Origin of the sequence: Amycolatopsis orientalis DSM 43388 (assembly GCF_000411975.1) — a bacterium.
GTDB lineage: Bacteria > Actinomycetota > Actinomycetes > Mycobacteriales > Pseudonocardiaceae > Amycolatopsis > Amycolatopsis orientalis_D.
Genome location: NZ_ASXG01000120.1, coordinates 28659 through 54322 on the forward strand (window position 1 = coordinate 28659; position 25664 = coordinate 54322).

Sequence of the window (25664 nt, forward strand, 5' to 3'; positions counted from 1 at the left end):
CGGGTGGTCAGGCGCCGAGCTCGTCGTCGATGAGGGCGAACAGTTCGTCGGTGGTGGCCGCTTCGAGCGCTTCGGAACCGGAGTGGCCGCCGGAGAGCGTCTGGTGCAGCGCGGCGACGACCGCCTGCAGCCGGGGCAGGATGCGGGACCGGTCGATCTCGGCGGCGTCGAGCGCGGCGGCCGCCGCTTCGAGCCGGTCGAGCCCGGCCTCGAGCGGGACCTCGGTTTCGCCCGCGCACAGCTGGCTCCACAGGTGCTCGGCCAGCGCCTGCGGGTTGACGTGGTCGAACGCGACCGTGGCGGGCAGCTTCAGCCCGGTGCCGGCGCCGAGCCGGTTGCGCAGGTCGACCGCGGACACCGAATCGAAGCCGAGTTCCTTGAAGGCCCGCGCGGGTTCCACCGCACCGCCGTCGTCGTACCCGGCGACCGCGGCGACCTCGCCGCGCACCAGGTCCAGCACGGTCCGGCGCTGTTCGGCCGGGCTCAGCGAGGCCAGCCGGGCGCCGAGATCGCCCGCGCCCGCCGGTTCGGCGTCGGTCTGCTCGGCCGAGGCCTCGGGGATGCCGCGCAACAGCGGACGGGGCCGGGCGAGCTGGTAGACCGGCGCGAACGCGGACCAGTCGATGTCCGCGACGACCAGCTGCGACTCGTCGTGGTCGAGGGCCTGGCCGAGGGCTTCGACGGCCAGCCGCGGATCCATCTCGGCCAATCCCATGCGGCGCAGCAGGTCGCTCGCGTCCGCGTCGACCATGCCGCCCCCGCCCCAGGACCCCCAGGCCACCGCGGTCGCGGTACGCCCCGCCGCGCGACGGCGCCGGGCGAGCGCGTCGAGGTAGGCGTTGCCCGCGGCGTAGGCGGGCTGGCCGGAGGTGCCCCAGACCGCGGCACCGGAGGACATCAGGACGAATGCGTCGAGTTCGGTGTCGCCGAGCAGCCGGTCGAGCAGCGCGGCACCGGTGACCTTCGCGCGGATCGCGGCGGTGAACTCCTCCGGCGTGACGTCGGCCAACGCGGGTTCGCGGGTCAGCACGCCAGCGGCGTGCACCACGGCGGTCGGCGGGTGTTCGGCGAGCACCTTGGCCAGCGCCGTCTCGTCCGCGACGTCGCAGGCCACGACGGTGACTCGGGTGCCGGACAGCTCCTCGACCAGCTCACGCGCGCCTTCGGCGTCGAGCCCGCGACGGCTGGTCAGCACCACGTGTTCCGCTCCGCGAGAGGCGAGCCAGCGCGCGACGTGGCCGCCGACCGCGCCGGTGCCGCCGGTGATCAGCACGGTCCCGCGCGGCTGCCATGGCTCCGGGGCATTCGCGCCGAGTGGCGCGCGCACCATTCGCTTGGCGAACACTCCGGACGGCCGGATCGCAACCTGATCCTCGTCGTTGACGCCGGACACGAGCGCGGCGAGCTTCGGCGCGTCCGATGCGTCGGTGACGTCCACGAGACCGCCCCAGCTGCCAGGCTGGTCCAGGGCGACCACGGTGCCGAGGCCCCACACCGAAGCGGCTTCGGGGTCGGCGTCGGAGAAGGCGTCGACCGCGACCGCGCCTCGGGTGACGACCCACGCCGGAGCGTCGATCTCGTTGTCGCGCAAGGCTTGCAGCAGCGCGATTGTGTTGAGTGTCGGGTTCTCGTCGTAGGCGAGCAGCGACAGGACACCGTCAAACGGACGGACTGCGGTCGCTTCGCCAACCAGTTCGGCCAACGCCGCGCGGGTGTAGTCGGCGGCCACCAAGCGGACCACGTCGCCCTGTTCGGCCAGCGCGTCCGCCAGTTCGGTTGCCTGCGCCACCCCAGCGGGGACGACGACCAGCCAACTGCCGGTGAACCCGCTGGCCACGCCGGACAGCGGCGACCACGACACGCGGTACCGCCATGAGTCCACCGTGGACAGTTCGGTACGGCGGCTGTGCCACGCGGCCAGCGCCGGGACGACCTCGGCGAGCGGTCCAGTGCCGACGCCGAGCCGGGCGGCGAGCGCGTGGACGTCGCCGCCGGTCACGTCCTGCCAGAACTCCTGGTCGGCGACCGGCGTGGCCGGCGCTGCCGCGGCGGCTTCCTCTTCCTGCCAGAAACGCTTGTGCTGGAACGGATAGGTCGGCAGATCGGCGAGCTGGCCGCCGGGGACAAGGGAGAGCCAGTCGACCGAACCGCCGCGGACCGCGTACTCCGCCATCGAGGTCGCGAACCGGGTCAGGTCGCCCTCGTCGCGGCGCAGGGTGCCGCCGACCGAGCCGACGTGCCCGCTCTCGTCCAGCGTCTCCTGGATGCTCATGGCCAGCACCGGGTGCGGGCTGATCTCGATGAACCGCGTGTAGCCCGCTTCGGCGAGCTGCGCGACGACCGGGGCGAACCGGACTGTGCGGCGCAGGTTGGCGAACCAGTACGCGGCATCCACAGTGGACTCTTCGACCGCGTCGAGGGTGACCGTGGAGGTCATCGCGACGTCCCCGCGCCTCGGCTGGATCGGGGCGAGGTCGGTGAGCAGCCGGTCCGAGAGGTGTTCGACGTGCGCCGAGTGCGACGCATAGTCCACCGGGACCAGCTTCGCGCGGAAGTCCTCGGCCACCAGCTGGTCACGCAGCTCTTCGAGGGCTTCGGTGTCCCCGGACAGCACCGCGGACGTCGCGCCGTTGTCGGCCGCGACCGAAATCCGGCCGTCCCACGCACCGACCCGCGCCTCCAGTTCGGTCGCCGGGAGGCCCGCCGCGAGCATGCCGCCGCCGCGTCCGCCGAGGACGTCGCCGATCGCCTTGCTCCGCAGCGCAACCACCAGCGCACCGTCCTCAAGCGACAGTGCACCCGAGACAGTCGCGGCGGCGATCTCGCCCTGTGAGTGGCCGATCACCATGTCCGGCTCGACGCCGTGCGCACGCCACAACGCGGCCAGCGAAACCATGACCGCCCACAGCATTGGCTGCACGACGTCGACCCGGTCGGCCGGCGGCGTGCCGGGCTCGCCCCGGAGGACTTCGATGACCGACCAGTCGGTGAACTTCCGCAGCGCGGCGTCGCATTCGGACATCCGGGCAGCGAAGGCCGGGGACTGCTCGATGAGGTCGAGCGCCATGCCAGTCCACTGTGAACCCTGGCCGGGGAAGACGAAGACCGTCCGGCCACGCACGTCCGCGGTGCCGGTGAGCACGTCGGGGCGGGAAGCACCGGAAGCCAACGCACGCAACGCTTCCGCGGCCTGTGCGCGGTCCCGCGCGACAACGACCGCGCGGTGCTCCAGCGGCGCGCGACCGGTGGCGAGGGTGTGTACGACATCCGCGAGGGCACTGTCCACTTCCGCCAGTCGCCCAGCGGATTCGGCCAGCGCGGCGGGCGTCTTCGCCGACAGAGCCAGGGGGTAGACGGGGGCCGAGGCGGACTCGACCTCCTCGGCCACCGGAGCCTGCTCCAAGATCACGTGCGCGTTCGTCCCGCTCACGCCGAACGACGACACCGCCGCCCGCCGCGGCCGGTTCACCTCGGGCCACGCCTGCGGTTCGGTGAGCAGTTCGACCGCACCGGAGGTCCAGTCGACGTGCTTCGACGGCGTGCCGACGTGCAGCGTCTTCGGCAACCGGGCGTGCCGCAGCGCCTGCACCATCTTGATCACGCCCGCGACGCCGGCGGCGGCTTGCGGGTGGCCCATGTTCGATTTGATCGACCCGAGCAGCAACGGCGCGCCGGTGCTGCGCTGACCGTAGGTTTCCAGCAGCGACTGGGCTTCGATCGGGTCGCCCAACGCGGTTCCGGTGCCATGCGCCTCGACGGCGTCCACATCGGACACTGAGAGACCCGCGTCGGCGAGCGCAGCCTCGATCACGCGGACCTGCGAAGGACCGTTGGGTGCGGAGAAACCGTTGCTGGCCCCGTCCTGGTTCACCGCCGAGCCGCGCAGCAGCGCGAGCACGCGGTGCCCGTTGCGCTGCGCGTCGGAAAGCCGCTCCAGGACCAGTACCCCGACACCCTCGGCCCACGAAGTGCCATCCGCGGCGTCGGAGAACGACTTGCTCCGGCCGTCCGCGGCGAGACCGCGACGGCTGCAGAAGTCCACGAACATCTCCGGCGTGCCCATCACCGCGACCCCGCTGGCCAGCGCGAGCGTGCAGTCGCCGCGACGCAGCCCCTGCGCGGCCAGGTGCAGCGCGACCAGCGAAGACGAGCACGCGGTGTCCACCGAAACCGACGGACCTTCGAGGCCGAGCGTGTAGGAAACCTGGCCGGACACGAGACTGCCGTCCGGGCTGCCGCCGCTGTAGTCGTGGTACATCACACCGGCGTACACGCCGGTCGAGCTGCCCTTGAGTCCGTGCGGGTCGAGGCCGGCGCGCTCGAACGCCTCCCACGAGGCTTCGAGCAGGATCCGCTGCTGCGGGTCGGCGCGGCGCGCGTCGCGCGGGCTGATGCCGAAGAACTCGGCGTCGAAATCCGCCGCGTCGTAAAGGAAACCGCCGTGGCGGGTGTAGGTCTTGCCGGGCCGCTCCGGCGTCGGGTCGTAGACGCCCTCGAGGTCCCAGCCGCGGTCGGCGGGGAACTCCCCGATCGCGTCGCGGCCCTGCTCGACGAGGTCCCACAGGTCGTCCGGCGTCCGCACGCCCCCGGGGTAACGGCAGCTCATGCCGATGATCGCGATCGGCTCGGTGTCGCGCGCCTCCAGCTCGTGCAGCCGGCGGCGGGCCTGTTTGAGGTCGGCCGTCGCACGCTTGAGGTAGTCGCGGAGCTTGTCCTCGTTGCTCATGGTCTGCCCGTTCATGAGATGCCCAATTCGTCGTCCAGGACGGCAAACAGCTCGTCGTCGGTGGCCTCGTCCAGATCGGCTTCGGTGGCGGCTCCGGCGTGCGCGTCGGTCCACTTGCGCACCAGCGCGTCCAGCCGCGCGGTGACCTTCGCGGTCGATCCGTTCAGCGTTCCGGCCGCGCCGCCCAGGAGGGCTTCCAGCCGGTCGATCTCGCTGAGCAGGGGTTCGGCCGGACCGCGGCCGGCGCCGAGCAGCTCGTGCAGGCGGCGAGCCAGCGCGGCCGGGGTCGGGTGGTCGAACACGATGGTCGCGGTCAGCTTGAGACCGGTGCGCGCGCCGAGCTGGTTGCGCAGTTCGACGGAGGTGAGGGAGTCGAAGCCCATCTCCTGGAACGCGCGGTCCGGCTCGACCGCCGTGGCACCGGCAAAGCCGAGGATGGCCGCGACCTGGTCCGACACCACGCCGAGCAGGTACTCCTCGCGCTCGGCCTCGGGAACGGTCGCCAGCCGAGACACGGGAGCTTTCTTGACCGGACGGCGCGCCATGCCCCGGAGCACCGGCGGCAGGTCGTCTGTCCGAGCGCGCAGCGCGGCCTGGTCCAGGCGGACCGGGGCGAGCACGGGTTCGGCCGAGGCGAGGGAGGCGTCCAGGAGTGCGAGCGCTTCGGCGGTCGCCATCGGCGGCGTGCCCAGGCGGCGGAGCCGGCGGAAGTCCGCTTCGGACAGTTCGCCCGCCATGCCGCCGTCTTCGGACCACGCGCCCCAGCACAGCGAAGTCGCTGGGAGTCCTTGCGCGCGGCGGTGTTCGGCCAGTTCGTCCAGGAAAGCATTGGCCGCGGCGTATCCGGCCTGCCCGGCGGCGAGGACCGTGCTGGCGGCCGACGAGAACAGGACGAACGCGTCCAGGTCGCCGGTCAGCTCGTGCAGGTTCCACGCACCGTCGACCTTCGGGGCGAAGACGCGGGCGGTTTCTTCCTCGGTGAGCGTCTCGACCCGACCGGCCGACGGTACGCCCGCCGCGTGCATGACCGCCGAGAGTGGACCGACCTTGGCGAGGAGGTTCCGGACCGAGTCCGCGTCGGTGACGTCACAGCTCTCCACCGCAACCGTCGCGCCGAGTGCGGCCAGCTCCTCGCTCAGCTCGGCCGCACCGGGGGCGTCCGCGCCGCGACGGCTGGTCAGGACGAGGTTCCGCACCCCGTGCTTGGTCACGAGGTGCCGGGCGACGACCGCGCCGAGTCCGCCGGTGCCGCCGGTGATCAGGACCTTGTCCCAGTTCAGCTCGGCCGGTGCCGCGGCGGCCGCGGTGAAGCGCGGGGCGAAGACCTGGCCGGCGCGCACCGCCGTTTCGGGCTCGCCGGTGGCCAGCGCGACGTCGGGGTCGCCGTCGACCAGTGCGAAGCGCCCGGGATTCTCCGCCTCGGCAGCGCGGACGAGACCCCAGGCCGGGGCCAGCGCCGGGTCGACGTCTTCGCCGTGCACGGACACCGCGCCGCGCGTGACCACGGCGAGCCGACCGTCGCCGTCGAGGGTCTCCTGGATCGCGGCGAGGACCTGAGCAGCGACAGCACGCGCGGCTTCCGGCACCCGACGCTCCGGAGTGGACACTTCGAGGATCCGGAAGCCGTGCTGTCCGCCGGTGTTCGCGACCGGCTCCCAATTGACCCGGTACAGCGGGTCTTTCGTGGGGACCGCCTTCAGCGCCCGCGCGGCAAGTGCCTCGACTGTCAGCACCGGGCCGCCGGTGGCGTCGGCGATCTGCACGGTGATCGTGTCGGTGCCCGCCGGGGCGACCCGGACCCGCAGCGACGACGCGCCCGGCGAGTGCACGGTGGTGCCGCTGAACGAGAACGGCAACATCGGTTCGGCCCCGCCTTCGGGCGCCGGGCCGAGGAGTTGTGCGTGCAGAGCGGCGTCGAGCAGAGCGGGATGGACGCCGTAGTCGCGGGCCTCGGCACCGTCGGGAAGCTTGACCTCCGCGTAGATGACGTCGCCGTCCTGCCACATCGCCTGCAGGCCTTGGAAGGCCGGACCGTAGTCGTAGCCCAAGTCGGCGAGCGTCGCGTACGGGTCGTCCAGCTCGACCTTGCGGGCACCGGTGGGCGGCCATTCGGTGAGGTCGAACGAAGGCGGATCTGCTTTCGGGGCAACGAAACCGCTCGCGTGGCGGGTCCAGGCTTCCGCTCTGTCCGGTCGCGAGTGGACGGTGACGGCGCGGCGGCCGTTCTCGTCCGGACCCTCGACGGCGACCTGGATCGCCGCGCTCTCAGTGAGGGTGAGCGGGGCTTCGAGGGTGAGTTCTTCGAGATACGCGCATCCCGCCTCCTCTGCGGCGCGGTGCACCAGCTCGACAAACGCCGTGCCGGGGACGAGAACCGTGCCGAGCACGACGTGGTCGGCGACCCAGCCGACGCTGCTGGCAGACAGACGGCCGGTGAGGACCACAGCGTCGGTTTCGGGCAGGTGGACGACCGAACTCAGCATCGGGTGCCCGGCGGGGCGCTGGCCGTGCTCCGTTGCGTCGCCGCTGGCTGTGTCGGCGGGGAGCCAGTAGCGGGTGCGACGGAAGGCGTAGGTCGGCAGGTCGACGCGGCGTGCGCCCGGATAGAACGCGGTCCAGTCGACCGGGACGCCGCGGGCATGCAGCGTCGCCAGCGCGGTGACGGCGGTGACCGCTTCGTCCCGGTCCTTGCGCAGGGCGGGGACGAACGCGAAGGTGCCGTCGTCGAAGCTTTGCTGGGCAGCGGCGGTGAGCACCGCGGACGGTCCGATCTCGACAAACGTCCGGACACCTTCGTCCACCAGCTGCTGAACCCCGGCGTGGAACCGAACTGCGGCGCGGACCTGGCGCACCCAGTAGTCCGGAGTGGACAGGTCCTCGGCGACGCCGACCGTTGAGACGATCGGGATCTTCGGCTTCGCGTAGGTGAGTTTTTCGGCCGCGACGGCGAATTCGGCGAGCATCGGCTCCATCAGCGGCGAGTGGAACGCGTGCGACACCTTGAGCTTCGAAGACTTCCGTCCGGCGAACTCCGCCACCACCTCGGCGACCGCCTCCTCCGCGCCGGAAAGCACCACCGAGTCCGGGCCGTTGATCGCGGCGATGCTGACCTGGCCGGTCAGGTGCGGCGTGACCTCGTCCTCGGTCGCCTGCAGGGCCACCATCGAGCCGCCGGAGGGCAGCGCCTGCATCAGGCGCGCCCGCGCACCCACCAGCGCGGCCGCGTCCGGGAGCGAGAGAATCCCCGCGACGTGCGCGGCGGCCAGCTCACCGATCGAATGGCCGAGCAAGCAGTCCGGCTTGATGCCCCACGACGCGAACAGCCGAAACAGCGCCACCTCGACGGCGAACAACGCCGGCTGCGTGAAGCCAGTGCGCTCCAGTTCGGCGGCATCGTCGAGGACTGTCTTCAGTGGACGGTCCAAGTGCGGATCGAGTTCGGCGCACACCGTGTCGAGGTCCTCGGCAAACACCGGGTACTTCGCGGCGAGTTCGGTGCCCATCCCGGCGCGCTGCGCGCCCTGGCCGGTGAAGAGGAACGCGGTACGGCCGTTGGTGCGGCGATCCCGGACTTCGCGCAGCTCGTCGCGAGTGGCACCGACGAGCACCGCGCGGTGGTCAAGCAGGGACCTCGTGGTGGCCAAGGAGAAACCGATGTCAGTGGGCGAACCTTCGACCGCCGCCAGCTGGTCCAGTTGGGCATCGAGCGTGTCCGCGCTGTCCGCGGACACCGGCCAAGCCAGCACCGGCGCTTCAGCTGGTGCAGCGGCTTCCTCGATCGGCTCGGCCTGCTCGACGATCACGTGCGCGTTGGTGCCGCTGATGCCGAACGACGACACCGCGGCGCGCCGAGCACGGCCGGTCTCCGGCCACGGCCGCGCCTCGGTGAGCAACTCGACCGCGCCAGCCGACCAGTCCACGTGCGGCGAAGGCGCGTCGACGTGCAGGGTCTTCGGCAGCACTCCGTGCCTGATCGCTTCCACGACCTTGATCACGCCGCCGACCCCGGCCGCGGCCTGGGTGTGCCCGATGTTCGACTTGAGCGAGCCCAGCCACAGCGGCTCGGTCCGGTCCTGGCCGTAGGTCGCGAGCAGCGCCTGCGCCTCGATCGGGTCGCCGAGCTTCGTGCCGGTGCCGTGTCCCTCGACGAGGTCGACGTCCGCCGTCGTCAGCCCGGCGGAATCGAGCGCCTGGCGAATCACGCGTTGCTGCGCGGGTCCATTAGGGACAGTCAGACCGCTCGACGCGCCATCGGAGTTCACTGCGGAGCCGCGGATCACCGCGAGCACCGGGTGCCCGTTGCGGCGGGCTTCGGAAAGCCGCTCGACCACGAGGACGCCCGCGCCCTCGCCCCAGCCCGTCCCGTCGGCCGCGGCGGCGAACGCCTTGCACCGGCCGTCGTCGGAAAGGCCGCGCTGCTCGGAGAAATACACGAAGGTCTCCGGAGTGGCCATTACCGTGACACCGCCGACCAGCGCCAGCGAACAGTCGCCGCGGCGGAGTGCTTGCGCCGCCCAGTGCAGCGCGACCAGCGACGACGAGCACGCGGTGTCGACGCTCACCGCCGGTCCTTCGAGGCCGAGCGCGTAAGCGACCCGGCCGGAAACGACACTGCCAGCCGCCGCGTGTCCGGCGTAGTCGTGGTACATCACGCCGGTGAACACGCCGGTTTCGCTGCCGCGCAACGTCTCCGGCACGATCCCGGCGCGTTCCAGCGCGGTCCACGAGGTTTCCAGCAGGATTCGCTGCTGCGCGTCCATCGACTGTGCTTCGCGCGGCGAGATGCCGAAGAACTCCGGGTCGAATTCCGCCGCGTCGTAAAGGAAACCGGCCTCGCGCGTGTTCGTGGTGCCGGGTCGTTCGCCGGTGGGGTCGTACAGCGTGTCCAGCGGCCAGCCGCGGTCCTCGGGGAAGCCGCCGATCGCGTCGGTTCCAGTGGCGATGAGGTTCCACAGGTCCTCGGGCGACGTGACGCCGCCCGGGTACCGGCAGGCCATGCCGACGATCGCGATCGGCTCGCCGTCGCGTTCGCGGGTTTCCTGCAGCGCCCGCTTCGCTTCGCGAAGATCGGTCGTCGCGCGTTTGAGGTATGCGAGCAGTTTGCGCTCGTTCTCGCCGCCGGACTGGAAGTCGCTACTCACGCCAATCGCCCCGCCTAACCGCGAAAAAGGGTGGAAAGTGCCACGTCGGGAACGCTACCGACGGCACCGGCGTGCCCCCACCCCTAGCGGCCCCACATTCAGCTGGCCAGGGCGGCGGCGACCGCGCGCGGAGCCGGCAACGCGGCCACCTCCGCACGCAACGCGTCCGCACCGGCGCGAAGCGTTTCCTCGGTCAGCCGGGAAATCCCTTCCACCGCACCGGAAATTCCGGCACCCGCAGCGGTGACGCGAGCACCGAAAGCGGACTCGGTCAACGACAGCTGCGGCAGTCCGTAAGCCACCGCGGCAAGCGCCAGTGACTCGTCCCCGTCATGGACAACCGCCGCGCAGGTCGGCAGCACGGCGGCCGGTGGCGCGGAGTCGACCAGCTTCACCTTTTGCGGCAACGCAAGCCCGGCAGGCAGTTCCGCCGCACAGACCAGCTCTGCGTCCACTTCGGACAGTGCCGCGAAGACTGGCTCGTACCAAGAGGGATCGGTCAGCGACAAGAGAATGCGCGTGCGGCGCGCCTTGCGCCGCAACCAAGTCGGCACCTCGACCGGACCGAAATACGGCACATGCCGCAACGGGTCTCCCGGAGAGCTGTTCTCCCGCAAGGAAGGCGGCACGACATCGAGCGCGTGGTCCGCAGTGGCCTCGGCGTCCTCGGGACCCAGCACGCGAACTGCCTTGGCCTCCACCTCGCGCGCGACGGCGATTCCGGCGGCCGCGTTCGACACCACCACCGCGGGCCGCCACAGCCGGGCGAACTCGGCCAGCGCGGCGGATTCGGTCAGCTCCGCGTCGCCGTCCTCCAGCTCGACCGCGACGCAGCCGGTGCGGAGGATGTCCTCGACGAAACCGGGCCGTCCGGCGATTTTCACATCGTGCCCAGCAGTCCGCAGCGCCCAGGCCAGCGGCACCAGAGTGTGCAGACGAGCGGTCGCCGACGGCGCGGCCAGGAGTACACGCATGGGGATCACTCCAGATACGACGAAAACCGGGCCGGCCCGGTGCGGACAGTCGTGCTGAGACTATCCACCCCGGACCGGCCCGGCGTACCCCTAGAAACCGTTACTGGCCAGGCATTTTCACCGCTTCGATGGCGTTGCGGCGCATCGCGAGCCGGGCGGAGAGCGCGGTCGCCGGCCACACGATCAGGAAAATCGCGAGCACCACGGCGAGGAACACCCAGACCGGCCCGGACGGGATGATCTCGCCGGTGGTGAGCGCCATCGGGATCACCGTGAAGAGCGAGATCACGATGCCGAGCACCAGCCCGGTCACCGCGACGATCCCGCCTTCCACGAACAGCATCCGCCGTACCTGCCCGCGGTCCGCGCCGGCGAGCCGTTGCGCGCCGAACTCCCGCCGGCGGGCCAGCACCGCCACCGAGAGCGTGTTCACCGCGGCGATCGCGGCGTACGCGATGGCGAGCACGGCCAGCAGGTAGTTGATCAGCGCCTCGACGTCGGCACTCGCCTGGAAACTCGCGGCGAGCGCACTGTCGTCGCCGACCGTGACTCCGGGCCAGTCCTTCGTCCGGTCGGACAACGCGGACCCGAGCGCGCTGGCGTCCCCGCCCCGCACGAGCACCTCCGACGCCAGGCCGCTGGTGGTGTGCGCGGCCAGCAGGTCAGCGGGCAGCACCATGCTCGCGTAGCTGGACGGGCTGTCCAGCAACGCCACCACGGTCACCGGGACCTGCGCCCCGTCGCCGAGCCGCATCTTGATCTTGGAACCGACCTTGACCTCGAGGTTGTCGGCCACCGAAGCGGGCAGCGCCACGGAGTTCCCGCGCAGGTCAGTGAGCGAGCCTTCGGTGACCTCGGTGGCGAGCACAGTGCCGCCTTGGTCCTGCGCGGCGACGCCCAGCAGCCGCAACGGGTCGCTCCCGTTGCCGTCGTAGGGGTCCTCGACCCAGCCGGAGCTGGTGACGAGCGGCGACGAGGTCGAAACCCCCGGCGTGCTGCGGATCTGTGCGAGCTGGTCCGGCGAGAACCCGCCCGCGGCCGAGGTGACCACGGCGTCCGCCTGCAACTGCCCGGCGTACGCGCTGATCTGCGCTTTCTGCGCGGTGGTCTCGGAGTACACGTTGCCGAGCGCGACCGCGCTGGCGAGCGTGATCGGCGTGAGCACCGCGGCGAACGCGACGGCCCGCGCCCGGGTGTTGATGACCGCGAGCGTGGCGTCGCGGCCGGCGACCCGGCGCACGAACGGACCGAACCGGTCCACCACCCAGGCGATGATCTCCGGGCCGAGGAGCGCGACGCCGATCGCACCGGTCAGCACCGCCGGGCCGCCGATCGCCGACGCGGTGTCGGCGGGCATGAAGATCGTGGTCGCGGCGAGCAGAACCGTGGCCGCGCCGCAGATCAGCGCGCCCGTACGGCGCAGCGCGTTCACCTTGACGCCCGGGATCGCCGCCTCGGCCAGCGCCTGGATGGGCCGGGCCCGCGCGGCGGCCAGCGCGGCGAACCACGCGGCTCCGAAGGTGATCGCGAGCGTGGCGACGATGCCGGCCGCGAACGCGATGACGTCCTGGGTGAAGGCGAGTTCGTCCGGCACGATGCCGAGCGAGCCGCTGGTGCTGAAGATCCAGTTCCCGAGCAGGCTGCCCAGGAACGCCCCGCACACCGCGGCGATCGCGCCGACCGCCATCGTCTCCATGACGACCATGCGGTGCACCTGTTTCGGCGTCGCCCCGGTCGCCCGCAGCAGCGCGAGTTCCTGTTGCCGCTGCCGGACGGTGAGGCTGATCGTCGCGGAGACCACCAGGGCCATCACGACGAGCACCATGCCGCCGAACACCGCGGCGAGCAGGATCAGCGGCAGCTGGCTCCCGCTCACGCCGAGGAATTCGGCCGAACCCCGGTCGTCGCCGGTCAGCACGGTGAGCGACGGGACCTGTTCCGAGATCTTGCCCGCCAGGTCGCCCGCGTCGACGCCGTCCGCCGGGAAAACGCCGACGAGCCCGACCGTGCCGGGATGCGGGTTGAACCGCTGGGCGTCGGCGGCCGAGAAGAAGAACGCGGGCGACTTCACGGTCTGCGCGGGCTGTGCGACCCCGGAAACCTGGAACTGCTGCCGCTGTCCGTTCACCGCCAGGTCGACGGCCGAACCCGCGTGCAGGCCGGCCGAGTACGCGGTGGTCGCGTCGAGCACGACCTGGCCGGGCGTGTTCGGGGCCGCGCCCTCGGTCAGCTTGTAGCCGCCGAGCGAAGCCGAGTCCCAGCCGTGTCCAGAAAGGACAGTCGCGCCGGACTCCGCGGGTGCCCCGTCGTGCAGCAGCACGGTCGCGAACGAGACGTCCGGCACCGCCTGTCCGACGCCCTGGACCGCGGAGATCTTCGCGACCTGGTCCTCCGGCAGCACCGCACGCTCGGCGTACGGGACGACCTGGGATTCCTCGTCCGGCAGCTTGAATCCGGCGGACCCGCCGACCACGAGCGGAGCCGCGGACAGCCGCTGTGGCGCCGCCTTCAGCACGATCGCCGTCTCGAACAGCCCGGCGCACGCGATCAGCAGGCCGCAGCCGATGAGGATGGCGACGAACGACGCGAGCGACGCCGCCGCGCGGTACCGGAGGCTCGACAGCGCGAGCGCGAGCACCACTCGCCGCGAACTCACCGCTGCCTCCTCGCTTGCTCGCCCAGGTGCGCCAGCGTGCTCGCCACGGCGTCGACGCCGGGCGCGGCCATCTGCGTGACGATCCGGCCGTCGACCAGGAACAGCACGTTGTCCGCGTGCGACGCCGCGACCGGGTCGTGGGTGACCATCACGATGGTCTGGCCCGCGCTGACCAGCTCGCGCATCAGCCCGAGCACCTCGAGCGCGGTGGTGGTGTCGAGCGCGCCGGTCGGCTCGTCGGCGAACACCACCGCCGGGCGGGCGGCGAGCGCGCGGGCGATCGCGACGCGCTGCTGCTGCCCGCCGGACAGCTCGCCGGGCCGGTGCTTCACGCGCTGGGACAGCCCGACGCGCGCGATCACCTGGTCCACCCACGCCTTGTCCGGCGTGCGGCCGGCCAGCAGCGTGGGCAGCGTGACGTTCTGCTCCACGTTCAGCGCGGGCATCAGGTTGAACGACTGGAAAATGAACGCGACGTGCTCGCGGCGCAGTTCGGTGAGCTGGGTTTCGTTCTTGCCCTTGAGGTCGGTCCCGACAAGGGTGACGGTGCCCGAGGTCGGCGTGTCCAGCCCGGCCGCGCAGTGCAGCAGCGTGCTCTTGCCGGAACCGGACGGGCCCATCACCGCGGTGAAGGTGCCCGCCGGGAAGGCGACGGACACGCCGGCGAGCGCTTCGACCGCGCTCTCGCCGCGGCCGTAGGTCTTGTGCACCGCGTCCAGCTGGACGGGCGTTGCCACGGAAGTGGTGGTGGACACGTCGTTCACTCCGATCCGTTCCCGGAACCGCGGCGGTCGAGCGACCACCACACCGCGAGCACGATGGCGCCTCCGCCCAGCGTCCACAGCCAAAACGGCGATTTGAACGACATGCTGATGAGACTCATCAGCAGCCAGATCACGAACTGGACGCCGGTGATGGCGGCCCAGGCGATCGTGACGACACGGCGAGCGAGTCCGCTCCCGGAGCGGGTCTTCTCGGTGCTCTCCGACATGAGGCCCCCCAATACGGCTTCGGCGGAGTCGGGATTAATTGTGTAAGGCTTGCACAGTTTAGCGGACCTCCGCCGACCGGGGAACCCCGGCCCCGCGCGCAGGGGTGGTCAGGAGGGCTCGCCGGCCGAAGCCCGGGTCCGCCGGTCGAAGTCCCGGACGCTCCACACGCCCGCGACCAGCACCCCGCCGCCGAGCAGCACCCAGAGCAGCCACAGCGGGTCCCACTGCCCGCCGATGACGCCGATGCCGAACCAGATCAGCGCGTTCACCGCGGAGACCAGCACCCAGAGCCCGAACGCGAGCTTCGGCGCGGCCTCCAGCAGCGGAGGCGGCGAAACCGAGGTGCGCCCTTCGACGGCGGCCCGCAGTGCCGCGTGCGACCCGGCGAGCCGGATCCGGGCCAGCCTGCGGGCGGCCTCCGGCCCGTCGCAAGCGCCTTCGGAGCGGGCGTGCTCGACCTCGGTCGCCGCCAGTTTCCGGTCCAGCTCGGTGACCTTCCCGAACCCGAACCGGTTGGTCTCGCTCACGTTGGCTCGCCCCCAGACCAGATCAGTGTAAGACTTGCACAGTTTACTGAAAGACGTACCGGAGCGAAAGATGCCGATCGAGCCCGATCCCCGAGCCCTGCCGCCCGGCCTGGCCCCCGCCTGGCTGGGCGCCCCGCGCCCCCGCCGAGGACCGAAGCCGTCGCACACGGTCGAGGCGGTGGTCGCGGCCGCCGTCGAGCTGGCCGACACCGAAGGCCTGGCAGCCGCGTCGCTGCCGAACATCGCGTCCGCGCTCGGGCTCACGACCAACGCGCTGTACCGCTATGTCGGTTCGAAAGACGAACTGCTGATCCTCCTGGCCGAGGCCGGCTTCGGCCCGCCCCCGCCCGCCCCCGTCGGCCTGGACTGGCGCTCCGCAGTCCGCACGTGGGCCGACGCGGCCAGGAAACGCTATGCCGCCCGCCCTTGGCTCCTAGACGTCCGCGAGGGCCTCACCCCGCACCGCCTGCGCTGGACCGAACAACTGCTGGCCGTCTTCACCGGAACCGGCCTGTCCACTGTAGACGCCCTGTCGTGCGCCGAACTGGTCTCCGCCGTAGTCCGAGCCACCGCCGACCGCCGCCGAACGATCGCCGACCCGGACTCCCCGGAGTCGACAGAGCACGCCGCCGAGGTGCGCGCCTTCCTGCAACCACGCCTGTCCGAAGGCGGCTACCCACATTTGGCGGAGCTGGCGGAAGCCCAGGAATTTCCGGCCGCCGCCCCCGAAGACTTCGCCCTGGAACGAGTCCTGGACGGAATCGCCGCCCTCCTCCCTGACTGACCCGTACGTGCGGGGAATCCTGAGGAACTCTGATTCCCTCAAGGTTCCCCGCACGCCCCGCCTCCGCCCGCCGAGTCCGTCGGGAGCCCCTTCACGGACTCTGATTCCCTCAAGGGGCCTTTCACGGACCACCCAGCCCCCGCAAAGCCGCGAACCCGACTCAACCACCCACCGAACCCGCGCCACGAAACCGCACCGACGCACCCACCCATCGAGGCATCCAGCCCTGACCCTGCACCCCGATACGAAGCCTCCCTGCGGTCTTGGGGTGCTTGTCAAGGCACGCTTTCCCGCCTTGACAAGCACCCCAAGACCGTCAGCACAATCAAGCTTCGGGGTGCCCCACGCCACCCCCGGGCGCAATGTCGCCGCCAGGCGACGAGCCGTCCCAACGAACTCACCCCAGAGACCCCAACCACCCCTCCACAGCCTTGGCGGTGGTCTCCACATCCCCTTCCACAATACTGAAATGATCCCCCGGAACAGTCACCACGACATCCGCCTGATCCCAGGTAGTCCGCCACAACCCGGGATCCTCCTGCGCCCGCTCCGCCGGATCCCCCGCGGTGACAAACCGCCGATCCGGCCGAACCAAAACCGAGGGAATCCCCACCTCCGGCAACCGAACCCCGTCCAGCAACCCAAGGTAATAAGCCATCGCAGTCAACTTGTCCCGATCAAACGGCCCGAACTGCTCTTCCCGCTCGACCATCCCGGAAGCCATGTCCCGAACGGTGTCCCCGACTTCGCCGCCGTCATCCATCGCGTACGTGTCCAGTAGAACAAGCCCAGCCGCATTCACCCGGGAAGCCAGCGCATACGCGAGCATCCCGCCGGAAGAATGCCCGACCAACGCGAACGGCCCATCCCCGGCAAGCCGAACACTTTCCGCCAGCACCTCCAGCAACGCATCCAGGTCAGCAGGCAACAATTCCCCGGTCAAAAACCCGGGCGTAGGCAACGCCGCAACCCGCCGCACCCCGCGGAACCGAGCGGCTAGCTTCGCGTACTGGTAAGCGCCGCCCAATCCCGCCGGAGTAGGCACCGCCAGCAACGTCACCGCACCCGGCCCAGCCGCCAACTCCACCGGCCGCGGCTCTTCCCGCAGCTCAGCTACCGTCCGGAAAACAGGACGCAACTGCGCCGCCGCCTCCAGCAAGGCGAGTCCGTTCTCCACCTGCCCATTCCGGACCGCGTCGAAGAACATTTCGGTGACCGGATCTCCGGCTGCCTGCGCAACCGGCCCGGTCAGCGCGGACAGCAGATGCTTCGCCAACCGAGCCGGCGTGCCGTGATCAAACGCGATCGAAGCAGGCAACGAAATCCCCGCCGCCCCGGCGATCCGATTCCGCAACTCGACCGCGGTCAAGGAATCGAATCCAATCTCCAGAAAATGCGCGTCCTCGTCCAGCTCAGCAGTGTCGGCGTAGCCCAGCAGCCCAGCGACCTGCTCCAGCACAAACGCCAGCAGCCCCTTCTCAGTCAGCTCCAACGCCGAAACGTCGTCCGAAACCGCACGCCGCTTCTTCGCCACTGCCTGCGCCGACGGCACCGCTTTCGGAGCCACCAACTGCCGCAAGGTCACCGACTCAGCCGCGGCTACCGGACGCCCGGAACGATCGGCGAACAACACCGCCACCCGATCGTCTCCCAACGGCGTCAACCGAACCCGCAGCTTGGCCGCCCCAGTCGCGAACAGCCGATAGTCCCGCCACTCGACCGGCTCTCCGTCCACAATGGACAGTGCCGCCTCAAGCGCGGCCGGAGACAGGCCGAACTGCTCGTCCGGAGCGACCTCGATTTCCCCGAACACCACCCCGTCGACAGACCAAGCAGCGTCGAGCAATTCAGCTGCCACCGGCTCCGCGCCAGCAGGCGGCCATTGGCCGAGGCTGTCCGGCTCGGCACCGTCATCGACCGCCAACACACCCTCGGCATGCCGAGTCCACGATCCCTCGTGTCGCGAGTGGACAGTAACCGACCGCTGTCCCGCCGCATCCGGCTCACCCACCACGATCTGCACCTGCACCTCACCGGACGCGAACGGCGACTCGACGGTCAACCGCGCCAACCGTCCGCACCCGACCTCGTCCCCTGCCCGAGTCGCCAGCTCGACAAAGCCCGCGACCGGGAACGCTTGATCCGCCGGCAAGGTGCCGCTCAAGACCACAGTGGACGATCCAGCGACAGTCAACGCGGGCCCGAACCACGTCCCGAGCCCAGTTCCGGTAGCCCGCCGAGCCTCCATGTCCACCGACGGCCAGTACCGCGTCCGGTGGAACGCATACGGCGGCAACGGAACCGTTTTCGCGGAACGTCCAGCGAACATCCGCCGGACCTCCAACCCCGCGCCGAGGACGAACAACTGCCCAGCCGCCAGGAGCGTCGAAGCGACCTCGCCTCGATTGCGCCGGAGCACCGGAACGAACGCCGCGTCCTCGACCACCGCTTCCGCCGCCGCAGTGAGCACGCCGTTCGTGCTCAACTCGACAAAACGCGTCGCCGCCGAAGCCCGCACCGCGTCGGCAAAGAGGACCGTCTCTCGGCAGTTCGCTACCCAATGCGCGGGATCGGTCAGCTCGTCCGTTACTTCGGCACCGGTGACCGTCGAAATCACCGGCACAGTCGGCTTCTCGAACGTCAGCTCCTGTGCGATGTCTTCCAGCTCTTCGAGAATCTCGTCCAGCAGCGGCGAGTGAACCGCACAGTCGATCGCGAGCCGATTAGTCCGGCGGCCAAGCTTCTCGAAGTGCTCGACGATCGCCTGCACGGCACCGTCCACCCCGGACACCACGACCGAGCGCGGCCCGTTCACCGCGGCCAGCGCGACGTCGTCGCCGAGCATGGGTCGCACCTCGTCCGCACTGGCCTCGACCGCGACCACCGCACCAACCCGGGTCTCCGCCATGAGCTGACCGCGATTCGCCACCAGCTTCACCGCATCGTCCAAAGAGAACACCCCGGCCAGGTGCGCGGCCGTGATCTCGCCGACCGAGTGTCCGATCAGGACGTCCGGCCGCTGTCCCCACGATTCCAGCAGCCGGTGCAGCGCCACCGAGAAGGAGAACACCGCGGCCTGGCTGAACTGCGTCCGGTCCAGCAATTGCGCGTCCACCGAGCCGGCCTCGGCGAACATCACGGTGCGCAGTGACCGGCCGAGATGCTGATCGAACTTCGCCGTCACCCGATCCAGTTCATGCGCGAACACCGGGAACGCGGCGGACAGCTCCGCGCCCATGCCGGCCCGCTGGCTGCCCTGCCCCGGCAAGAGGTAGGCGGTCCGCCCGCCGGGACGAGCACGTCCGGTCACCACAGCGTCCGAAGCGGCCATCGCTTCCAACGCCGCACGGAGTTCAGCTGCATCCGAGCCGACGACCGCGGCCCGGTGCGAGAACAACGGCTGCCGATTGGCCTGCGAGTACACGACATCCAGCGCCGGATACTCGTCGAGGTGCGCCAGCAACGCCCGCGCCTGATCCGGAAGAGCCGCCGCCGTCCGAGCCGAGAACACGAGCGGCGGCAACACCCCACCCGAATCGACCGGCTCGCCCGCTTCGGCCGCGCCTTCCGGAGCCTGCTCCAGAATCACGTGCGCGTTGGTCCCGCTGTACCCGAACGCCGAGACCGCGGCGCGACGCGGACGGTCCACTTCCGGCCATTCCCGAGCCTCGTCCAGCAACCGCACAGTCCCAGCGGCCCAGTCGACATCGTGCGTCGGTTCGCTCGCGTGCAAGGTCGCGGGCAGCACTCCGTGCCGCATTGCTTGCACCATCTTGATCACGCCCGCGACGCCTGCCGCTGCCTGCGTGTGCCCGATGTTCGACTTCACCGAACCAAGCCACAGTGGACGGTCCGCCGCCCGCTCCCGGCCGTAAGTAGCCAGCAGCGCGGCGGTCTCGATCCGGTCGCCCAGCGGAGTGCTGGCCCCGTGCCCTTCGACTGCGTCCACATCGGACGCAGCCAGCCCCGCCGCCGACAATGCACGTCGAATCAGCTTCTCCTGTGCCGGAGCACTGGGGGCGTTAAGACCGTTGGAAGCACCGTCCGCGTTAACCGCGCTGGACTTCACCACGGCGAGTACCTGGTGCCCGTTGCGCTGCGCGTCGGACAGCCGCTCGATCACGAGCACCCCGACGCCTTCGCCCCAGCCGAACCCGTCCGCCGCGGCCGAATACGGCTTGCAGCGGCCGTCGCGAGCCACCGCGCCGTCGACGAACTGCGCGAACGGAGCCGGCGACACGAGCGCCGAGACCCCGCCGACCAGCGCGAGCGAGCAGTCACCGCCGCGCAACGCCTGGGTCGCCTGGTGCAAGGCCACCAACGACGACGAGCACGCGGTGTCCACCGAAACCGCAGGACCTTCGAGGCCGAACGCGTACGCGACTCGCCCGGAGACCACGCTGCTCAGCGCGCCGGATCCGCGATAAGCCCCGCCGCCCTGTTCGAGCGCGTCGCCCGGGTCGTAATCGGATTGCATCACGCCGACGAAGACCCCGGTCGTGCTTCCCTTGAGCGCCAACGGGTCCACGCCCGCGTTCTCCAGCGCGATCCACGACGACTCCAGCAACATCCGCTGCTGCGGGTCCATCATGACGGCTTCGTTGGGGCTGATGCCGAAGAACGCGGCGTCGAAGTCGGTGGCGTCCGGCACGAAACCGCCGCGCGGCGTGCCGCCGTCCGGCGCGACCTGCTCCAGCCAGTGGTCCATGTCCCAGGCGCGGTCGGTCGGGAAGTCGCTGGTCCCGTCCCGCCCCGCAGCGACCAGCTGCCACAGCTCCTCGGGCGTGCTGACGCCGCCGGGGAACCGGCAGGCCATGCCGACGATCGCGATCGGCTCGTCGCTGCCCGCCGCGGTGGTCTCCAGCCCGCCCGCGTCCGGGTCCAGGTCGCCGAGCAGCTCGTCGTGCAGGTGCGCGGCCAGGTCGCCGGCCGTGGGGTGGTCGAAGACGAGCGTGGCGGTGAGGCTCAGGCCGGTGACCTCGTTGAGCGTGTTGCGCAGTTCGACCGCGGTCAGCGAGTCGAACCCGAGGTCCTTGAACGCGCGGTCGGCGTCGATCACGTCCGTCGACGCGTGGCCCAGCACCGCTGCCGCGTGCTCGATGACCAGGTCACGGAGGTGGTCGAGACGCTTGTCGGCCGGAAGGCGGACCAGCTTGCCCAGCAGGGAGTCGGTCCCGGCCTCGCGGTCGGAGACGGTACGCCGTGCCGCCGGGACCAGGCCGCGCAGCAGGTCCGGCACCGCGCCGGCCTCGCGCCACGCGGGCAAGTCGAGCTTCACCGGGACGAAAACCGAGCCGCTCGAGCTGACCGCGGTGTCGAACAGAGCCAGTCCCTCGGCCGCGGTGAACGCGCCGAGTCCGCGCTTGCCGGTCGTTTCGCCAGCCATCCCGGCGGCCGACTCCCACATCCCCCAGGCCAGCGAGTGTGCTGGCTTGCCTTCGGCACGCCGGTGCGCGGCGAGGGCATCGAGGAAAGCGTTTGCGGCGGCGTAGTTCGCCTGGCCAGGCGCGCCGAGCACGCCGGCAGCCGACGAGAAGGTGACGAACGCCTTGACGTCGCCAGCCAGTTCGTGCAGGTGCCAGGCCGCGAGCGCCTTCGGGTCGAAGACGCCGTCGATCCGCTCCGGAGTCATCGACGGCAGGACACCGTCGTCCAGCACGCCCGCGGCGTGCACGACAGCGGCGACCGGATGCTTCTTCAGCAGCCGCGCCACGGCCTTGCGGTCAGTGAGATCGCACGCGGCGACCGTCGTCTCCGCGCCGAGTTCAGTCAGTTCGGCGACGAGGTCCGCGGTGCCCGGTGCCTGGTCGCCACGGCGGCTGACCAGCAGCAGCTGCCGGGCACCCTGCTTGGCCAGATGCGTGGCGACGATCCGGCCGAGCGCCCCGGTACCGCCGGTGAGCAGCACCGTCCCAGCGGACCAGTCGACCGGCTCACCCGGTTCCGGCGCCGCCCGGACCAGCCGCGGCACGCGCACGTCGGTGCCGGAAACCCGCACCGCTGATTCGTCCGCCGCCGCGATGGCGGCGAGCTGCTCCTGGGTCGCGTCGCCCTCGACGAGGACGATCCGGCCTGGGTTCTCCACCTGCGCGGACCGGACCAGACCGGCCACCGCGGCACCGGCGAGGTCGTCGCCGATCACCACCAGAAGCTTCTCTTTGCCGTCCGCCTGCAGTTTGGACAGTGCACTGTGGACGGCCTTCTTCGCCGAAGCCGCGCTGTCCCCGGCCTTCGCTGAGTAAACCTCGTAAGCGGCCTGAGCGTCCGGCAACGCAGTCGGGACCCAGTCCACTTCGTACAATTCGTCGGAACCAGTCGGAGCCGCCGCCGCGAGCTGTTCCTCGCTGATCTGCCGGAGTTTCAGCGTGCCGACCCGCGCGACCGGGGCACCCACGCTGTCGGCCAGCCGCAGTTCAACGGCCTGCTCGCCAGTCGGTCGCACGTGGACTCGCAGCGAGGACGCGCCCGTGGCGAAAAGCTCCACTTCGGACCAGGCGTACGGCAGCGTCGTTCCTTCCCCAGCCGCCGCGCTGAGCCCGACAGCGTGCAGGGTCGCGTCAAAGACCGCCGGGTGCAGGCCGAACGCCTCGGCGCTGATCCGCTCCTGCTCGGGCAAGGCGACCTCGGCGTACACGTCCGCACCGCGCTGCCACGCCGCCTGCAGCCCCTGGAACACCGGCCCGTAAGCCATTCCGTGCTCGGCCAGCAGGTCGTACATGCCCTCGACGTCGACAGTCTCCGCCCCGGCCGGCGGCCATTCGCTGAGGTCGAAGTTCGTTCCGGAGGCAGCAGGCGCGAGCGTGCCGTCCGCGTGCCGGGTCCAGCCGGCCGCGGTCGCGAGATCGTCGGGTCGCGAATGGACACTGATCGGCCGGGTCCCGTCCGCGGCCGAAGTTCCGATGCGGACCTGAATCCGCGCGGCACCCTTCGCAGGCAGTACGAGCGGCGCGTGCAGGGTCAACTCCTGGACCCGGCCGCTGCCGACCTCGTCCCCAGCCCGCACCGCGAGTTCCACGAACGCCGTGCCAGGCAACAGGATCGAGCCGCCGACGGCGTGGTCGGCCAGCCAGGGGTGCGTCGCCGTCGACACGCGGCCGGACAGCACCACGCCGTCCGCGTCGGCGAGCAATGTCGACGCGCCGAGCAACGGGTGGTCGACCGGGTCAAGCCCCATCGACGAGACGTCCCCGGACTCGGAAGTAACCTCCAGCCAGTAACGCTGGTGCTGAAAGCCGTAGGTCGGGAGATCCGCTCGCCGCGCGCCGCGCGAGGCGAAGTGCGCGGCCCAGTCCGGCACCACGCCGCGGACGTGCAGAGTCGCCAACGCGGTCAGCAGCGCCACGTCTTCGGGAACGTCACGACGCTGAGCGGGCACCGCGACGGCCTCGTCCGCGGACTGCGGAACCACAGCGGTCAGCGGTGCGTCCGGGCCCAGTTCGAGGAATCGGTTCACACCCTCGGCGGCGAGTGCGCGGACCGCGTCGGCGAACCGGACCGGCTCGCGGACGTTCCGCACCCAGTACTCCGGGTCGGTCAGCTCGGCGTAAACCTCTTCGCCGGTGACGCTGGAGATGACCGAGATGGTCGGCTGCGCGTAGGCAATGCTCTGCGCGACCGAACGGAACTCGGCGAGCATCGGCTCCATCAGTCGCGAGTGGAACGCGTGCGAGACCTTGAGCTGCGTCGTCCGCCGCCCAGCGTCGCTGAACTTCGCGGCCACCGCGAGCACTGCATCCTCGGTGCCGGACAGCACGACCGAACGCGGCCCATTCACCGCGGCGAGGTCGACCGTCCCTTGTGGATCGTGCGCGGCGACCTCGTCCGGAGTTCCTTCGACGGCCACCATCGCGCCGCCCTTCGGCAGCGCCTGCATCAACCGGCCGCGAGCAGCGACCAGCTTCGCCGCGTCTGCCAGGGAGAACACCCCCGCGCAGTGTGCCGCGGCAAGTTCGCCAATGGAGTGACCGCACAACGCGGCCGGCGTGAGTCCCCACGACTCGACCAGCCCGAACAACGCGACCTCGAACGCGAACAGCGCGGACTGCGTGTTCGCGGTCTGCGCCAGTGCGTCCGCGTCGCCGTCGATCACCGCGCGGATCGGCCGGTCGAGATGCTGGTCCAGCTCCGCGCACGCCGCCGCGTAAGCCTCGGCGAACACCGGGAAGACTTCCAGCTGCCGACCCATCCCGACCCGCTGGGATCCCTGGCCGGAGAACAAAAACGCCAGCGACGCCTCGCCGCGAGCCAGGCCGCTCACCGCGCCCAGCTCGCCGTTCGCGAGCGCGTTCAACGCGGGCAGGACGTCCTCAATGGACTTGCCGAGCACCGCGGCCCGGTGGTCCAGATGCGTCCGCGACGCGCCCAGGGTGGCCGCGACGTCCAGAAGCTCCAGTTCCGGCTGCGCCGCAAGGTGTTCGGCCAGCCGCTTTGCCTGTGCCCGCAAGGCCTGCGGCGTCCGGCCGGACACGACGACCGGAACCGCCGCGTCGTCACGCGGGGTCTCCGCGGTCTCCGGCGCGGGAGCTTCCTCAAGGATGATGTGCGCGTTGGTGCCGCTCAACCCGAAGCACGACACCGCACCGCGGCGCGGCTGCTCCCCGCGTTCCCACGGCCGGGCCTCGGTCAGCAGCTCGACCCTGCCAGCGGTCCAGTCCACGTGCCGGGTCGGTTTGTCGACATGCAGTGTTTTCGGCAGCAGGTCGTGGTTCAGCGCGAGCACGAGCTTCAGCACGCCAGCGACGCCGGACGCGGCTTGCGTATGCCCCACGTTCGACTTGATCGACCCCAGCCAGAGCGGCTCTTCACGGTCCTGCCCGTAGGTCGCGAGCAGCGCCTGCGCCTCGATCGGGTCACCCAGTTTGGTCGCGGTGCCGTGCGCCTCGACGACGTCGATCTCGTCCGGCCGCAGCCGCGCGTTCGCGAGCGCCTGCCGGATCACGCGCTCCTGCGCGGGCCCGTTCGGCGCGGTCATGCCGTTGGACGCGCCGTCCTGGTTGATCGCCGTGCCACGGACGAGCGCCAGCACCGGATGTCCGTTGCGCCGCGCGTCGGAAAGCCGCTCCACCAGCAACATGCCGCAGCCCTCGGACCAGCCGGTACCGTCCGCGGAGTCGGCGAAGGTGCGGCAGCGGGCGCTGCGCGCGAGCGTGCCGTCGAGGGAGAACTCGACGAACGTACGCGGCGTGGACATCACGGAAACACCGCCGGCGAGCGCGAGCGTGCATTCACCGTTGCGCAGCGCTTGGACCGCCAAATGCAATGCGACGAGCGAGGACGAACACGCGGTGTCGATGGTCACCGCGGGTCCTTCGAGCCCGAAGGTGTAGGCGAGACGGCCGGAAATGACGCCGGAAGAGCCGTAGCTGCCCTGATAGTTGTGATACATCGTGCCCGCGAAAACGCCGGTGGGGCTGCCCTTCATCGAATGCGGCGCGATCCCGGCGCGCTCGAACGCCTCCCAGGACGTTTCGAGCAGCAGCCGCTGCTGCGGGTCCATCAGCAGCGCTTCGCGCGGGCTGATGCCGAACAGGTCGGCGTCGAAATCGAGCGCGTCGTGCAGGAACCCGCCCTCGCGCACATAGCTCGAACCCGGCCGCTGCCCGGTCGGGTCGTAGAGCCGGTCGAGGTCCCAGCCCCGGTTCGCCGGGAACTCGCCGATCGCGTCGACGCCCCCGGACAGCAGCTCCCACAACGCTTCCGGGGTGCCCGCGCCGCCGGGAAGCCGGCAGGCCATCCCGACGATCGCGATCGGCTCCCGTGCGGCTTCGGTGAGCTTGCGGTTCTTTTCGCGCAACCGCTCGGTTTCCTTCACCGAAGCCCGGAGCGCACCGACCAGCTTCTCTTCGGAGTTGCCCACGTGCCCAC

Annotated in this window: 7 protein-coding genes and 2 pseudogenes; 1 reads left to right on the forward strand and 8 read right to left on the reverse strand. The window is 70.8% G+C overall.

The window, feature by feature from the left end:
* Positions 1-7: 7 nt before the first annotated feature.
* The 7 genes and pseudogenes from L942_RS22585 to L942_RS22615 all read right to left on the reverse strand — a co-directional run bounded on the left by L942_RS22585 (position 8) and on the right by L942_RS22615 (position 15016).
* Positions 8-4741: a type I polyketide synthase gene (locus L942_RS22585; protein WP_235079329.1), complete on the reverse strand. Its 4734-nt coding sequence runs from the start codon at positions 4739-4741 to the stop codon at positions 8-10.
* A pseudogene (locus L942_RS22590) lies at positions 4738-9747 on the reverse strand (SDR family NAD(P)-dependent oxidoreductase); the annotation flags it as partial. The pseudogene L942_RS22590 and the gene L942_RS22585, both read right to left, overlap by 4 nt.
* Before the next feature lie 218 nt (positions 9748-9965).
* Entirely contained in the window at positions 9966-10841 is an 876-nt protein-coding gene (locus L942_RS22595; protein WP_037363838.1) for a nucleotide disphospho-sugar-binding domain-containing protein, read from the reverse strand.
* 100 nt (positions 10842-10941) lie between these two features.
* The gene (locus L942_RS22600) at positions 10942-13497 is read right to left on the reverse strand and encodes an ABC transporter permease (RefSeq protein ID WP_051166158.1); all 2556 of its coding nucleotides are present in this window, start codon (positions 13495-13497) and stop codon (positions 10942-10944) included.
* Complete coding sequence (locus L942_RS22605; protein ID WP_235079330.1) at positions 13494-14234, reverse strand: ABC transporter ATP-binding protein; 741 nt, start codon at positions 14232-14234, stop codon at positions 13494-13496. The genes L942_RS22600 and L942_RS22605 overlap by 4 nt, the downstream gene beginning before the upstream one ends.
* 23 nt (positions 14235-14257) lie before the next feature.
* Complete coding sequence (locus L942_RS22610; protein WP_037363841.1) at positions 14258-14488, reverse strand: hypothetical protein; 231 nt, start codon at positions 14486-14488, stop codon at positions 14258-14260.
* Between the two features lie 108 nt (positions 14489-14596).
* Positions 14597-15016 (reverse strand): hypothetical protein, encoded by a 420-nt coding sequence (locus L942_RS22615; protein ID WP_037363844.1) that lies wholly within the window; start codon positions 15014-15016, stop codon positions 14597-14599.
* 70 nt (positions 15017-15086) lie between these two features.
* Here L942_RS22615 and L942_RS22620 point away from each other — a divergent pair, with 70 nt between their 5' ends.
* Complete coding sequence (locus L942_RS22620; protein ID WP_037363846.1) at positions 15087-15800, forward strand: TetR/AcrR family transcriptional regulator; 714 nt, start codon at positions 15087-15089, stop codon at positions 15798-15800.
* A gap of 397 nt (positions 15801-16197) precedes the next feature.
* Here the strand turns inward: L942_RS22620 and L942_RS22625 are convergent.
* Positions 16198-25638, reverse strand: a pseudogene (locus L942_RS22625) (SDR family NAD(P)-dependent oxidoreductase); the annotation flags it as partial.
* Between the last annotated feature and the right edge of the window lie 26 nt (positions 25639-25664).

Coding starts and splice junctions, on each gene's coding strand:
- L942_RS22585 (WP_235079329.1), bottom strand. CDS start 4,741: ATGAACGGGCAGACCATGAGCAACGAGGACAAGCTCCGCGACTACCTC.
- L942_RS22595 (WP_037363838.1), bottom strand. CDS start 10,841: ATGCGTGTACTCCTGGCCGCGCCGTCGGCGACCGCTCGTCTGCACACT.
- L942_RS22610 (WP_037363841.1), bottom strand. CDS start 14,488: ATGTCGGAGAGCACCGAGAAGACCCGCTCCGGGAGCGGACTCGCTCGC.
- L942_RS22620 (WP_037363846.1), top strand. CDS start 15,087: ATGCCGATCGAGCCCGATCCCCGAGCCCTGCCGCCCGGCCTGGCCCCC.